Below are 14,382 nucleotides of genomic sequence, written 5' to 3' on the forward strand. Positions count from 1 at the left end.
ATGATCAAACCGGGCGGCACGATCGGCATCCTCGGCGGTGGGCAGCTTGGCCGTATGCTGGCGATCTCCGCCGCGCAGCTGGGCTATCGCGTGATCGCCTACGCTCCGGCGGGCGAGGCGGTGATCGCGCAGGTGTGCAATGAATATATTGCCGCAGACTGGCACGATGCGGACGCGCTCAAGGCCTTTGCCGATGCGTGCGACGTGGTGACGCTCGAGTTCGAGAACGTCCCCGCCGCCCCGCTCGATGCCATAGCCGACAAGCTCGCCCCGCACCCCCGGGCCCTCGCGATCGCGCAGGACCGGCTGGCAGAGAAGCGCTTCGTCGCTGATCTCGGCGGCACGCCGGCACCCTTCCACGCGGTCGATTCGCGCGCCGACCTGCTCGCCGGGATCGAGGCGCTGGGCACACCGGCGATCCTCAAGACTCGCCGCGACGGGTACGACGGCAAAGGCCAGTGGCGGATCGGCTCGCGCGAAGAGGCCGAGGCGCTCGACCTGCCCGACACGCCCTGCATCCTCGAAGGCTTCGTGCAGTTCGAATGCGAATTCTCGGTCATCCTCGCCCGGCGCGCGGATGGCACGGTGGCCTTCTGGGAAAGCTCGCAGAACGGGCACGAGGACGGCATCCTCGCCCGCTCGACCCTGCCCGGTGCCGCGATCATCGGCCAGCAGGTGAGCGAGGCGCGCAAGCTGGCCAAAGCAGTGGCGGACAAGCTCGACTATGTCGGTGTGCTGACGCTCGAATTCTTCGCCAGCGAAAGCGGCCCGATCTTCAACGAGATGGCCCCGCGCGCGCACAATTCCGGCCACTGGACCATCGAAGGTGCGGCCACCAGCCAGTTCGAGAACCAGGTCCGCGCGATCTGCGGCCTGCCGCTGGGCGATACCCGCCGCGTCGCGCCGCGCGTGGTGATGGAGAACGTGATCGGCCCCGCCGCCGCGACTGCGCACGAAGCGCTCGCCGATCCGGCCGCGCATCTCCACCTCTACGGCAAGACCGACTCGCCCGAGGGGCGCAAGATGGGCCACATCACACGGCTCGAATGGCCCGAGGGAGACACCAGCTCATGATTCAGGATCAGCTCTTCCTCGTCTACGCGCGCGCCGCGAACGGCACGATCGGCAAGGATGGCGGCCTGCCCTGGCACATCCCGGCGGACCTGAAGCACTTCAAGGAAGTGACCATGGGCAAGCCGATGATCATGGGCCGCAAGACCTTCGAGAGTTTCCCCGCCCCGCTCCCCGGTCGCCGCCATATCGTGCTGAGCCGCGATTCGGACTGGCAGGCCGAAGGTGCCGAGCATGTGATGTCGGTCCCCGAGGCGCTCGCCGCCGCCGGGGGTGAGGAAACCGCGATCATCGGCGGGTCCGAGGTATTCCTGCTGTTCGAGCCGCAGGCCGAACGGATCGAGCTGACCCAGATCCACGCCGATTACGACGGCGACACCTTCATGGACGCCCCCGATCCCGAACGCTGGACCGAGGTCGCGCGTGAGGACCACGAGGCCAGCGGCGACACCCCCGCCTTCTCCTTCATCACCTATGAGCGGCGCGCGTGAAGAAAACCGTACTGATTATCGTCGGGCTGGTGCTGCTGGTCGGCATCGCAGGCTTCTTCCAGTTCGGCCCCGGCGTGGTCGAGCGGAGCATGAACCAGATCGACGGCGAACCGCTGATCGAAGTCTCCGACGAAGCGAAGGCGCTGCACGAGACGCTGACCATCGTCGATCTGCATTCCGACACGCTGCTGTGGAACCGCAACCTGCTGAATCGCGCGGATCAGGGCCATATGGACCTGCCGCGCCTCGAAGAGGGCAATGTCGCGCTGCAGGTATTCTCCAGCGTCACCAAGACGCCCAAGGGCCAGAACTACGACGCGAACGATGCCGATAGCGACAACATCACCACGCTGGTGATCGCGCAGCTTCAGCCCACCCGCACCTGGAACAGCCTGCTGGAACGCTCGCTGTGGCATGCCGAGAAGCTCGACCGGGCGGCGGCGAAGTCGGACGGCGAGCTGCTCAAGGTCGCTTCCATCAAGGATCTCGACCGTCTGCTGCGTGAACGATCCAGCCAGACGCCCAAGCCGGTCGGTGCGCTGCTCAGCATCGAAGGCCTGCAGAACCTCGAAGGCGATCTGTCGAACCTCGACGTGCTGAGCAAACAGGGTTTCCGCATGGCCAGCCTGACCCATTTCTTCGACACCGACCTCGCGGGCTCGATGCACGGGATGGAAAAGGGCGGGCTGACCGACAAGGGACGCAAGGCCGTGCGGCGCATGGAAGCGCTCGGCATGGTGGTCGACATCGCGCATTGCAGCCATACCTGCGTGGCCGACATCCTCGCGATGGCGGAGCGCCCGGTCGTCTCCAGCCATGGCGGGGTGCAGGCGACCTGCGACGTCAACCGCAACCTGTCCGACGATGAGATTCGTGGGGTCGCCAAGACCGGCGGTGTGGTCGGCATTGGCTACTGGGATGCGGCGGTGTGCGGCACGTCCCCGCGCGATGCGGCCAAGGCGATGAAGCACGTGCGCGATCTGGTGGGGATCGACTATGTCGCGCTCGGCAGCGACTACGACGGCGCCACAACGGTACGCTTCGACACCTCGCAGCTGGTGCAGGTGACGCAGGCGCTGATGGACGAGGGCTTCACCGAGGACGAAATCCGCGCCGTGATGGGCGGCAATGCGCTGCGCGTGCTGCGCGGAGGCCTCGGCCCCATACCCGCACCTGCGGAGCCGGTAGAAGCCGCATGAGGTGGCTCGACCATCGCGAGCCGGTGCCTGCGCCCTTGCGCGGAGCGATCGTCGCGCTCGGCAATTTCGACGGGTTTCACAAGGGCCACCAGGCGGTCGCGGGCGAGGCGATTCGCTGGGCGCGCGAGGAAGAGCGCCCCGTCATCGTCGCCACCTTCGATCCGCACCCGGTGCAGTTCTTCAAGCCCGACACCCCGCCCTTCCGCCTGACCAGCCTCGAGCAGCGGCACGAGCTCTATCTCGCCTTCGGGGCGACCGCGATGCTGGTGTTCCACTTCGATGCCGAGCTGGCAGGCACCAGCGCGGAAGACTTCATCGAGCGTATCCTGGTCGAGCGGTTCGGCGCGCATGGCGTGCTGACGGGAGAGGATTTCACTTTCGGCAAGGGCGCCAAGGGCAATGCCGCTCTGCTGAAAGAGCACGGCGCGAAGCATGGGCTGGAAGCGCGCACCGTTTCGGCGGTGAGCGATGGCGACGCGGTCGTCTCCTCCAGCCGGATTCGCGATCTTCTGAAGGAGGGCGAGCCACAGGCCGCCGCTCAGCTGCTCACCCGCCCCTTCGCGATTCGCGGGATCGTGGAGCATGGCGACAAGCGCGGGCGCGAGATCGGCTACCCCACCGCCAACCTTGCGCTCGAGGATTACCTGCGCCCGCACTACGGCATCTACGCCGTGACGGGGCGCATCCTGTCCTCCGGCGAGGAGCTGCAAGGCGCGGCCAATATCGGCATCCGCCCGCAGTTCGAACCGGCCAAGGAGCTGCTCGAGCCCTATTTCTTCGACTTTTCGGGCGACCTCTACGGGCAGGAAATCGAGGTCGCGCTGCACCACTTCATCCGGCCCGAGGCGAAGTTCGACGGGCTCGACGCGCTGATCGCGCAGATGGACCGCGATTGCGCGGAGGCGCGGCGGTTGCTGGCGAAGTAGGGTTGGCGCTCAGCGGCTTCTGACACACCTGACACAGTGTCCTGGGGGCAAAAAACTGGCCTCTTTTTCGAGGGCGGATTTCATCGCGCGAAAGCCGATGAACAGCTCGCGGGGATCGACATTTTGAAAGAGCGGCAGCGAGGTTAGCCGGTCGGCCGCATGTAGGACAGGTTGCGCGAAGTCTCCCGCGCGCCCCGATCCTCCCGCGACCGGATACCGCGCATGGCAATCGAAAAATTGCGCGATGCACAAGGCCCCGCTAAGGCCTCGCGCCTGATGAGCGACGATACAAAGAAGGATTGGCGGGACACCGTCTTCCTGCCGAAAACCGATTTTCCCATGAAAGCCGGGCTCCCGCAGAAGGAGCCGGGCATTCTGGCCGGGTGGCAGCAGGACGACCTGCACGGGACGCTGCGCGCCGAGCGTGCGGGCGCGGAAAAGTTCATCCTTCACGATGGCCCGCCCTACGCCAATGGCGACATTCACGTCGGCCACGCACTCAATCACATCCTCAAGGACATGGTCGTGCGCACGCAGACGCTGCTGGGCAAGGATGCGCCCTACGTGCCCGGGTGGGACTGCCACGGCCTGCCGATCGAGTGGAAGGTCGAGGAACAGTACCGCAAGAAGAAGCTCAACAAGGACGAGGTTCCGCGCGCCGAGTTCCGCGCCGAATGCCGCGCCTATGCACAGAAATGGGTCGATACCCAGCGCCAGCAGCTGAAGCGCCTCGGCATCCTGGGCGACTGGGACAATCCCTACCTCACCATGGACTACGACAGCGAAGCGACGATCGTCGCCGAGCTGATGAAGTTCGCCGAAGCCGGCAATCTCTACCGCGGCTCCAAGCCGGTGATGTGGAGCCCGGTCGAAAAGACCGCGCTCGCCGAGGCCGAGGTCGAGTACGAGGACATCACCTCGACCCAAATCGACGTGGCGTTCGAGATCGTCGAATCGCCGAATGTGCCTGAACTTGAGGGCGCGTATGCGGTGATCTGGACGACGACGCCGTGGACGATCCCGGTGAACCAGGCTTTGGCTTATGGGCCGGAGGTTGAGTATGTCCTGTTCGACTGTCTCGTGAACTACAATGATGACGAGATCGGCATGAACCTCCGGGAAGGCGGTCGGTATCTTGTCGCTGCTGGCTTGCTGGAGTCGGTAACGACCCGTCTTCGGCGCGACTGCGACCCACAAGAATTCGTGATAAGCTCGCGGCGAACCATAAAAGGCTCCGACCTCGCCGGAACCAAGGTCCGCCACCCAATGCACACCCTCGGTGGGTTCTACGAAACTCTGCGCCCGATGCTGCCGGGCGATTTCGTCACCACCGACAGCGGCACCGGCCTCGTCCACATGTCGCCCGACCACGGCGAGGACGATTTCTACCTGTGCCGCGAGAACGGGATCGATCCGGTCTTCGCGGTCGATGATGGCGGCGTGTACCGCGACGACTGGCCGTGGCTGGGCGGAAATGACGAGCGCCGCCGCGCGGTCATCAACGCCAACTTCAACGCGCCCGACGGGCCGATCTGCACGGACCTGCGCGAAGCGGGTGCGCTGCTGAGCGCGAGCGCGGATTACAAGCACTCCTACCCGCACTCGTGGCGCTCCAAGGCGAAGATCATCTACCGCTGCACGCCGCAGTGGTTCGTGCCGATGGATAAAGACCTTGGCGCCGAATCCCCCCTCCCCGACGGGGAGGGGTCGGGGGTGGGGTCTCCCACGCCCGCAGACGCCGAACACCCTCACCCAACCCTCTCCCTCAAGGGAGAGGGCTCGACCTTGCGGGAAAGGGCAATGTCCGAAATCGAACGCGTCCGCTTCGTGCCCGAGCGGGGGCGCAACCGTATCCGCGCGATGGTCGAAGGGCGGCCCGACTGGGTGCTGTCGCGCCAGCGCGCGTGGGGCGTGCCGATCACGCTGTTCGTCCGCAGGGACGGCACCTACCTGCAAGACGCTGCCGCGAACCAGCGCGTGGTCGATGCGATCCGCGAAGGCGGCGTCGATGCATGGGACGAGGCGCGCAAAGCCGAGTTCCTTGGAAGCGATCACAACCCCGACGATTTCGAGATGGTGCACGACATCCTAGACGTGTGGTTCGATTCGGGCTGCACGCATGTCTTCGTGCTCGAAAGCGATCGCTGGCCGGCGCTGACCTGGCCCGCCAATCTCTACCTCGAAGGGTCCGACCAGCATCGCGGCTGGTTCCAGTCCTCGCTGCTCGAAAGCTGCGCCACGCGCGGCCGTGCGCCCTACGACCAGGTGCTGACCCATGGCTTCACCATGGACCAGAACGGGCGCAAGATGTCGAAGAGCCTCGGCAACACGGTCGACCCGCTCAAGATCGTCGACCAGTACGGTGCGGATATCCTGCGGCTGTGGGCGCTCAGTGTCGATTCGACGATGGACCACCGCATCGGCGACGAGATCCTGAAGGGCGTTGCCGACCAGTACCGCAAGCTGCGCAACACCTTCCGCTACCTGCTCGGCGCGCTGGAGGGCTACGAGGCCGACGAAGCCGTCGATTATGCCGAGATGCCCGAGCTGGAGCGCTACACGCTGCACAAGCTGGCCGAGCTCGACGGCAAGCTGCGGCAGGCAATCGCGGATTACGACTTCAACGAATACACCCGCCTGCTGACCGAGTTCGCGAACGAGGACCTGTCCGCCTTCCTGTTCGATATCCGCAAGGACCGCCTCTATTGCGACGATCCGGCATGGGTCGAACGCCGCGCCTACCGCACCGTGCTCGACACGCTGTTCCACGCGCTGGTCCGCTATGCTGCGCCGGTGCTCGTCTTCACCGCCGAGGAAGTGTGGACCACCCGCTTCCCCGAGGCGAAGAGCATCCACCTCCAGCAGATCGACCCGCTTCCGGACAATTGGACAGACGAAGCGCTGGCAACGCGCTTCGCTGCGCTGCGCGAGCTTCGCGAGGATGTGACCGAGGCGATCGAGCCGCTGCGGCGCGAGAAGACCATCCGTTCCAGCAACGAAGCGGCGGTGTCCGTGCCCGCGCAGGCCGTGCCGGAAGGGTTCACCCGCGACGATCTTGCCGAGCTGTTCATCGCCGCGTCAGTCGCCACCCACGATGGCGAAGGGGTGACCGTAACCCGTTCCTCCTGTAACAAGTGTGGCCGTTGCTGGCGCCTCCTGCCGAGCGTGGCTGAGGATGGCGACCTGTGCAGTCGGTGCGAAGAGGTGGTGAACTGATGGACGGTGCGTGGAATCGCCGCTTGCGCGGCCTTGCGCTGGCCGCGCTCGTCTTCGGGCTCGACCAGCTGGTCAAATGGCTGGTCACCGGCCCGCTGGGAATCGATTCCATCGGCGCGGTGAAGGAACTGCTGCCCTTCTTCGACCTGCGCTTCACCACCAATTTCGGCATTTCGCTCGGCCTGTTCGAGGCGCAGAGCGTGGAACAGCGCTGGCTGCTGGTGATGGGCACCGGCGCGATCGCGCTGATCGTGCTGTTCTGGATGCTGCGCGAGCGGACCAAGGGCGATATCTTCGGCCTCGCCCTCATTCTTGGCGGCGCGCTGGGCAATATCCTCGACCGCGTGCTCTACGGCTACGTGATCGACTATGCGGACCTGCACTTCGGCGCGTTCCGCCCGTTCATGATCTTCAACGTCGCCGATGCGTGCATCACCATCGGCGTCCTCATCATCCTTGCCCGTTCCTTCTTCCTGCGCGACAAGGGCGCGCAATCCGATATGCACCTGGCTGCGAAAGAGAGCTGAACATGCGCCACAAGAGCCTCATCATCCTCGCCACCTTCGCCATGGGCCTGTCCGCCTGCGGCAGCGGCGGCGGAATCCTGGGCCGCGACCGGCCGGACGAATTCGCAGTGCAGCGGCAGGCGCCGCTGGTGGTTCCGCCCGATTTCAGCCTCGCCCCACCCGAACCTGGCGCACCGCGCCCCTCTGAAGGCACCGCGGCGGAACAGGCGCTGGACGCGCTGTTCGGCGGCCCGGCTCCGCGCAGCCAGGTCGAAGCTGCCGCGCTCAGCCGCGCAGGCGAGGCGGCTCCCGGCATCCGCTCCTCGGTCGGCGATCCCAAGACGCAAACCGTCGCCAAGGGCCGCGTGACGCGCGACATCCTCGCCGCGCCGCAGGGCGATGGCGGTTCGGCGCAGGCGGTCATCCCCGGCTGATCGCGGGGGCTTTGCCCCGCCCCCCTTTTTTCGAATCACCTGCAATGGCCCCGCCCGCATTTTGCCGGCGGGGCTTTTTGCGCTCCTGTCGTTGGCCGGACGAGATCGGCGGTTGATCCCCGATTCCGTAACGTCCGTCTAGCAATCACGCCTCCGGTCGAAAGCCGCGTGCCCCGCCGGGCATGATGGGTCACTCCTGTGTCCGGCGGCGCACCAATCCCCCCTGAACCCCGGTGCGCCGCCCTATAAAAGGAGGACCCCCAATGAAGACGTCTCTCGTACTGATCGCCGCCACCGCCCTCGCTCTGCCGGTGGTGCCCGCCATGGCCCAGAACGCGTCTGTCAGCGTACCCTATGCCGATCTCGACCTGAGCAGCCCCGAAGGGCGCGCCACGCTCGACAAGCGGATCGATGCGGCCGCGCGCAAGGTTTGCGGTGTCGGCGAGCTGCGCACCGGCACCCGGCTGAACCCCAGCGCCGCGCGCAAATGTGTCGCCAATGTCGACCGGCAGGTCCGCGCGCAGATCGCGGCAATGGAGACGGACGACAATCTGGGCGGCTGACGCCCCTCGCCCCTTCGCACAAAGCCCCCGTCGGATCCCGGTCCGGCGGGGGCTTTCGCATGGGTGTGCGTGTCACGCTAGCGCGAAGGCCGACGCGTGCAGTGGCGCTCCTAGCGGCCCGCCATGGCCTTCACCTTGGGCAGGTAGGTGCGACCGATCCGCAGCGTCTCGCCATCTTCCAGCTCGACCGACCAGACGCCCAGCCCGTCATGACGCAGGCCCGCGATGTTGTCTTTGCGCAGGATCGTGCTGCGATGAATGCGGATGTATTCCTCGGGATCGAGCTTTTCCTCCAGCCCGGCGATGGTCTGCAGCAGCAGGTAGGTCTTTTCGCCCACGAACAGCCGCACATAATCACGCTCGGCATCGATCCGGCGCACGTCCGAGACCGACACACGGACCAGTTCGGACCGGTGCGGCACCCACAATTCCTGCAGCCACTTGGTGTCGCTGGTGCCCGCAGGCTCGCCCCGCTTCGCGATCGCGCGGCCGATCGCACGCTCAAGCCGCTCGGCAGCGACGGGCTTCAGCACATAGTCGACCGCGTCGAGATCGAATGCTTCGACCGCGAAGCTCTCGTGCGCGGTGACGAAGATGACCGCAGGCGGCGTCGTCTGTTCGGACAGTTTGCGCGCGACTTCGATCCCGTCGATCCCGGGCATGGTCAGGTCGAGCAGCACCAGATCGGGCGCGGTCTTGCCGATCACCTCCAGCGCGGCTTCGCCGTGATCGGCCTTGCCGACCACTTCGACGTCGGCAATCCGGCCGCACAGGGTTTCCAGACGCTCGATCGCGAGCGGTTCGTCGTCGACCAGTACGACGCGCAGGGGTCCATTATCGTCCATCGTTGAAATCCAGCGGCATGATGAGTTCTGTACGGTAGCCTCCGCCCTCGACCTTTCCGGAGCGGACTTGAGCGCGCGAGCCGAAGCGGGCCTTGAGCCGGTCGCGCACGTTGGAAAGGCCGATGCCGAAGCCGCCTCCGGTCCCCTCGGGAAGACCGGGGCCATTATCGGCCACCACCAGATGCAGGCGCCCATCGGCGGCAAAGGCCTCGATCGACACGCGCACCGGGGTGGTCGAGCGGGCGACTGCGTAGCGGACCGAATTTTCCACCAGCGGCTGGAGGATCATCCCCGGCACGCGCGCACGCTCCAGATCGTCGGGCAGGTCGATCGCGACCAGCAGGCGTTCGGGGAAGCGGACCTCCTCGATCGCGAGGTAGTCGCGTTGCAGCGCGATCTCGTCCTCCAGCGCGACGTCCTCTGTCGGCTCCTCCGCCAGGCTGTGGCGGTAGAAGTTGGAGACCGCCTGGATCATCGCCTCGGCCCGCGTTTCCTTGCCGGTGATCACCAGCGAAGAGAGCGAATTGAGCGTGTTGAACAGGAAGTGCGGATTGATCTGGTAGCGCAGGGATCGGAGCTCTGCGGCCTTGGCGGCGGTTCGGAAGCGCTCTTCACGCACCTGTGACGCGCGGGCCTGTGCGCCCGCCAGCATCGCGAGATACAGCGCAGCCCAGGCGAGCAGCAGGAAATAGCGGCCCAGCGCGATGTCGGACAGTTGCCGCCAGCGTTCCGCTCCCTTGGGTGCGGGGGCAAGCACGAAGGTCCGCCCCTCGCCATCGTCGAGGTCCATCTCGCGCCGGTCGGTCGCGGCGCCGGTGGTGCCGACGGTGCCGGTTCTCTGTGCGCGAGGGATCGGCGGGAACTCGACCAGCAGGTTGCCCGATTCATCGCGCCGGATGACGATCCCCTGCTCCTTGGCGTAATCCTGATAGATCCGGTCCTGCACGTCGGCGAAGACCATCTGGTTGACCTGCGCGATCATCAGCGAGGCGGGCAGCGCGACGAGCAGTGCGGTCGCGGTCTTTACCTGCAGCGATCGCGAATCGACCAGCCGCAGCACCAGCCACATTCCAAAGGTGACCACCGCGCCGACCAGGCACACGATCAGCCGGCGCCACATCAGCGCCTCCTGCAGGTCCAGCCCGACAACCAGCCCGCGCAGCGAAACGAGCACGTAATAGGTCAGCCACAGTCCCGCGATGGACAGCAGCACGAGCCGCAGTGGCAGAACGCTCGATGTGCGGGCGGCGGGGGTGTCAGGTGAAACGTCGGTCACGATCCGCCCTCATTGCGCTGCGCGCGCGCGCAAGGCCATGCCGCCGGTCGATAGCAGCCGGACACCGGTCGAGTGCCGCTCACGACTTTTCGAGCAGCTTTTCCTCCGCGATCCGCTTCTTCCACTGCGCGGGTGCCAGCGTGTGGACGTTGTTGCCCTGCGCATCGACCGCGACCGTCACCGGCATGTTCTCGACCGTGAATTCGTAGATCGCCTCCATACCCAGCTCCTCGAACGCGACGACCTTCGATTCCTTGATCGCCCGCGCAACCAGGTAGGCCGCGCCACCGGTCGCCATCAGGTAGGCGGTCTTGAAGCGGCTGATCACTTCGACCGCATCGGCGCCCCGCTCCGCCTTGCCGATCATCGCGAGCAGGCCGAGGTCGAGCATCATCTCGGTGAACTTGTCCATCCGGGTGGCGGTGGTCGGGCCCGCCGGGCCAACGACTTCGCCCATCACCGGGTCGACCGGACCGACGTAATAGATCGCGCGCCCCTTGAAGCTCACAGGCAGCTCCTCGCCCGCTTCCAGCATGTCTTTGATGCGTTTGTGCGCCGCGTCGCGGCCCGTGAGCATCTTGCCAGACAGCAGCAAGCGGTCGCCATGGTTCCAGCTCTCCACCTCTTCCTGCGTCAGCGTGTCGAGGTTCACGCGCTTGGCCGCGCTGTCGGGCTGCCAGTTGACCTTGGGCCACTGGTCGAGATCGGGCTTTTCGAGATAGCTCGGCCCCGACCCGTCGAGCGTGAAATGCGCATGGCGGGTGGCGGCGCAGTTGGGAATCATCGCCACCGGCTTGCCCGCGGCATGGCACGGCCAGTCGAGAATCTTGACGTCGAGCACGGTCGAGAGGCCACCCAGCCCCTGCGCGCCGATTCCCTGCGCGTTGACCGCATCGAAAATGTCGATCCGCAGCTGCTCGATATCGGTCTGCGCGCCGCGCGCCTTCAGCTGACCCATGTCGATCGGGTCCATCAGGCTCTGCTTGGCCAGCCGCACGCAGTGCTCCGCCGTCCCGCCGATGCCGATGCCCAGCATCCCCGGCGGGCACCAGCCAGCACCCATGCTGGGCACCTGTTCGACCACCCAGTCGACGATATTGTCGCTGGGGTTCATCATCTTGAACTTGCTCTTGTTCTCGCTGCCCCCGCCCTTGGCGGCGACATCGACGCTGACCGTGTTGCCCGGCACCATCTCGACCGACAGCACGCAAGGGGTATTGTCGCGCGTGTTGCGGCGGGTGAAGGCAGGATCGGCGAGAATGCTGGCGCGCAGCTTGTTATCGGGGTGATTGTAGGCCTGCCGCACGCCCTCATCGACCACGTCCTGCAGGCTGCGCTTGCTGTCCAGCCGGCAGTCCTGCCCCCACTTCACGAACACGTTGACGATGCCGGTATCCTGGCAGATCGGACGGTGCCCTTCGGCGCACATGCGGCTGTTGGTGAGGATCTGCGCGATCGCGTCCTTCGCCGCCGGGCCCTGCTCGGCCTCGTAGGCTTCGCCCAGCGCGCGGATATAGTCCATCGGGTGATAGTAGGAGATGAATTGCAGCGCGTCGGCCACGCTTTCGATGAGATCGTCTTCCTTGATAATGGTCATGTCGCTCATCGACGGGCACCTCCTGCTGATCGAAACCGAAGCGCCACTAGAGCAGCACAAGCCTATGCGACAAGTGATGCGGGTCTTGGCGAGCCTTTCCGCCCCCTATAAGGCACCGCCGAGGCCCGCATCCGCCGATCCACTCCGGCGACAGAAAACGAGACGAGAAACATGATCGCAACCGCGCACAAAGCACCCGACTTCACCGCCGCGCGCCGCCACATGATCGAAAGCCAGCTGCGCACCAGCGGGATCAACGATGCATGGGTGCTGGACCGGATGGCCGCGATCCCGCGTGAAGATTACGTGCCCGAAGCCGCGCGGGCGTCCGCCTATGTCGACCGGACGGTTCCGTTGGGTGCCGGTGCCTTCCTCGCCCCGCCGCTGGCGCAGGGGCAGATCCTGACCCATGCGAAGCCGCGTGCCGACGAACGCACTCTGCTGATCGGCCCCGCGACCGCCTATCTCGCTGCGCTGATCCGGCCGCTGGTCGGCGAACTCCGCGAAGCGACGCCGGACGAAGTGCTGTCGGGCGATGTCGACGGCGCGTTCGATCTGGTGATCGTCGATGGCGCGGTCGAGCATGTGCCCGCGCAGCTGGCAGCCACGCTGGCCCCGTCGGGCAGGCTCGTCACCGGAGTTGTTTCGCGCGGCGTCCCCCGCCTCGCAATTGGCCGCCATAGCGGCGCGGATGTTTCGCTGATGACGCTGGTCGAAAGCCAGCTTCCCCGCCTCCCCGCGTTCGACCGGCCGCAAAGCTGGACTTTCTGATCATGAAACGCACCGCCATCCTCGCCCTGACGGCGTCGAGCATTCTGGCTCTCGCCGCGCCCGCCTATGCGGATACGCTGAACGAGGCGCTGGCCGAAGCCTATCGCAGCAACCCCACGCTGCAGGCCGCGCGGGCCCAACTGCGCGCCACGGACGAGAATGTTGCGATCGAGAAGGCCGACGGACGGCCGAGCGTCACCGGATCCGCCGCGCTGACCGAAGTGCTGATCCAGAATTCGACGAGCTTCTTCGCGCCTGCCCGCTCGCTGAGCGCCGGGGTCGATCTGGGCGTGCCGATCTATTCCGGCGGTGCGGTCAAGAACTCGATCCGCGCCGCGGAGCAGCGGGTCGAGGCAGGCCGTGCGGATCTGCGCGGGACCGAGAGTGCAATCTTCAGCCAGGTCGTCGCGGCCTATATGGACGTGCTGCGCGGCGAAGCGCTGGTCGGCCTGAGCGCCAATCAGGTCCAGGTGCTGGAGGTCAACCTGCGTGCCACCAGCGACCGGTTTGAGATCGGCGACCTGACCCGGACCGATGTTGCCCAGTCGCAATCGCGGCTGGCACTCGCCCGCGGCGACCTGCGTTCGGCCCAGGCCGGACTGATCCAGGCGCGCGAAAGCTACATCCAGCTGGTCGGTTCCGCCCCGGGCGAGCTCGAACCGCCGCCGCCGCTCCCCAACCTGCCGGCCGATCCCCGGATGGCGGTCGATGTCGCGCTGGACAATAATCCAGACCTGATCGCCGCGCGCGAACGTGCGCAGGCCGCAGGATACGATATTGATGTCGCCGGGGCGAGCCGCCTTCCCCGCCTGTCCGCTTTCGCCGGCTATGATTATCAGAATTTCCTCGGCTCGGTCCCCGATTCGCCGACCGGGCCCAGCCCCCAGACTGCCGACGCCTCGTCCGCCGGCCTGACCCTGTCGATCCCGATCTTCCAGGGTGGACGCCCCGCAGCGCTGCAACGCCAGGCACAGGCCCGCGCGTCCGCCGCGCTCGATCAGGTGATCGCCGCCGAGCGTGACGTGATCGCGCAGGTGCGCGCCTCTTACGCGAGCTATTCCGCCGCGCTGGCGATTATCGACAGCTCGCGCGAGGCGGTTGCTGCTGCCGAACTCAGCCTCGAAGGCGTGCGCGCGGAAAACTCGATCGGCAACCGCACCGTGCTCGACGTGCTCAATGCCGAGCAGGAGCTGCTGCTCGCCCGCGTCGATCTCGTCACCGCACGACGTAACGCTTACGTCGCCGGCTTCAGCCTGCTGGCCGCGATGGGCCGCGCAGAGGCGCGCGATTTGGGCATCGAAGGCGGCGCGCTGTACGATCCGCTGGCGAATTACGAGCGCGTGTCGGACCGCTGGAGCGACTGGGATCGCGACCCCGAACCCGAAGCCGCCGGCACACGGACCGTTGACATTCCCGCCGCCGACGCGGAAGTCGGCACGGTCTACGGCCCGATGATCGAGCCGGAACGGAACTGAACGACCACTGTC

At 66.3% G+C, this 14,382-nt stretch carries 13 protein-coding genes; 10 read left to right on the forward strand and 3 right to left on the reverse strand.

The annotated features are described in order from the left end of the window. The 8 genes from K7H93_RS07405 to K7H93_RS07440 all read left to right on the forward strand — a co-directional run bounded on the left by K7H93_RS07405 (position 1) and on the right by K7H93_RS07440 (position 8,406). Complete coding sequence (locus K7H93_RS07405; RefSeq protein ID WP_230783071.1) at positions 1-1,074, forward strand: 5-(carboxyamino)imidazole ribonucleotide synthase; 1,074 nt, start codon at positions 1-3, stop codon at positions 1,072-1,074. Then, a complete protein-coding gene (locus tag K7H93_RS07410) occupies positions 1,071-1,562 on the forward strand; it encodes a dihydrofolate reductase (protein ID WP_230783072.1) in 492 nt (163 codons plus the stop codon). The genes K7H93_RS07405 and K7H93_RS07410 overlap by 4 nt, the downstream gene beginning before the upstream one ends. Further along, positions 1,559-2,761, forward strand: coding sequence for a dipeptidase (locus tag K7H93_RS07415; protein WP_230783073.1), 1,203 nt, complete (start codon positions 1,559-1,561; stop codon positions 2,759-2,761). Before K7H93_RS07410 ends, K7H93_RS07415 begins: the two co-directional genes overlap by 4 nt. After that, on the forward strand, positions 2,758-3,687 hold the full coding sequence (locus tag K7H93_RS07420; protein ID WP_230783074.1) for a bifunctional riboflavin kinase/FAD synthetase: 930 nt from the start codon (positions 2,758-2,760) through the stop codon (positions 3,685-3,687). Before K7H93_RS07415 ends, K7H93_RS07420 begins: the two co-directional genes overlap by 4 nt. 276 nt (positions 3,688-3,963) lie before the next feature. Next, a complete protein-coding gene (gene ileS, locus K7H93_RS07425) occupies positions 3,964-6,903 on the forward strand; it encodes an isoleucine--tRNA ligase (RefSeq protein WP_230783075.1) in 2,940 nt (979 codons plus the stop codon). Next, a complete protein-coding gene (gene lspA, locus K7H93_RS07430; protein ID WP_054523188.1) occupies positions 6,903-7,430 on the forward strand; it encodes a signal peptidase II in 528 nt (175 codons plus the stop codon). The genes ileS and lspA overlap by 1 nt, the downstream gene beginning before the upstream one ends. Before the next feature lie 2 nt (positions 7,431-7,432). Next, the gene (locus K7H93_RS07435; protein ID WP_010239601.1) at positions 7,433-7,843 is read left to right on the forward strand and encodes a DUF3035 domain-containing protein; all 411 of its coding nucleotides are present in this window, start codon (positions 7,433-7,435) and stop codon (positions 7,841-7,843) included. A 263-nt stretch (positions 7,844-8,106) separates the two neighbouring features. Further along, complete coding sequence (locus tag K7H93_RS07440; RefSeq protein ID WP_230783076.1) at positions 8,107-8,406, forward strand: UrcA family protein; 300 nt, start codon at positions 8,107-8,109, stop codon at positions 8,404-8,406. Positions 8,407-8,516: 110 nt separating this feature from the next. Here K7H93_RS07440 and K7H93_RS07445 read toward each other — a convergent pair whose 3' ends face one another. From K7H93_RS07445 to K7H93_RS07455, 3 genes are all read right to left on the reverse strand, one after another. Continuing rightward, positions 8,517-9,251, reverse strand: coding sequence for a LytR/AlgR family response regulator transcription factor (locus tag K7H93_RS07445; RefSeq protein ID WP_010239599.1), 735 nt, complete (start codon positions 9,249-9,251; stop codon positions 8,517-8,519). Continuing rightward, a complete protein-coding gene (locus K7H93_RS07450) occupies positions 9,241-10,464 on the reverse strand; it encodes a sensor histidine kinase (RefSeq protein ID WP_420840377.1) in 1,224 nt (407 codons plus the stop codon). The genes K7H93_RS07445 and K7H93_RS07450 overlap by 11 nt, the downstream gene beginning before the upstream one ends. Before the next feature lie 142 nt (positions 10,465-10,606). Further along, a complete protein-coding gene (locus tag K7H93_RS07455) occupies positions 10,607-12,124 on the reverse strand; it encodes a fumarate hydratase (protein ID WP_230783177.1) in 1,518 nt (505 codons plus the stop codon). Between the two features lie 171 nt (positions 12,125-12,295). Between K7H93_RS07455 and K7H93_RS07460 the strand changes: the two genes are divergently transcribed. Both K7H93_RS07460 and K7H93_RS07465 read left to right on the forward strand, forming a co-directional pair. Then, positions 12,296-12,895, forward strand: coding sequence for a protein-L-isoaspartate O-methyltransferase family protein (locus K7H93_RS07460; RefSeq protein ID WP_230783078.1), 600 nt, complete (start codon positions 12,296-12,298; stop codon positions 12,893-12,895). A gap of 2 nt (positions 12,896-12,897) precedes the next feature. Beyond that, positions 12,898-14,370 (forward strand): TolC family outer membrane protein, encoded by a 1,473-nt coding sequence (locus tag K7H93_RS07465; protein WP_230783079.1) that lies wholly within the window; start codon positions 12,898-12,900, stop codon positions 14,368-14,370. Positions 14,371-14,382 lie beyond the last annotated feature (12 nt).

The sequence above is a fragment of the Citromicrobium bathyomarinum genome (assembly GCF_021021475.1).
Taxonomy (GTDB): Bacteria; Pseudomonadota; Alphaproteobacteria; order Sphingomonadales; family Sphingomonadaceae; genus Alteriqipengyuania; species Alteriqipengyuania bathyomarina.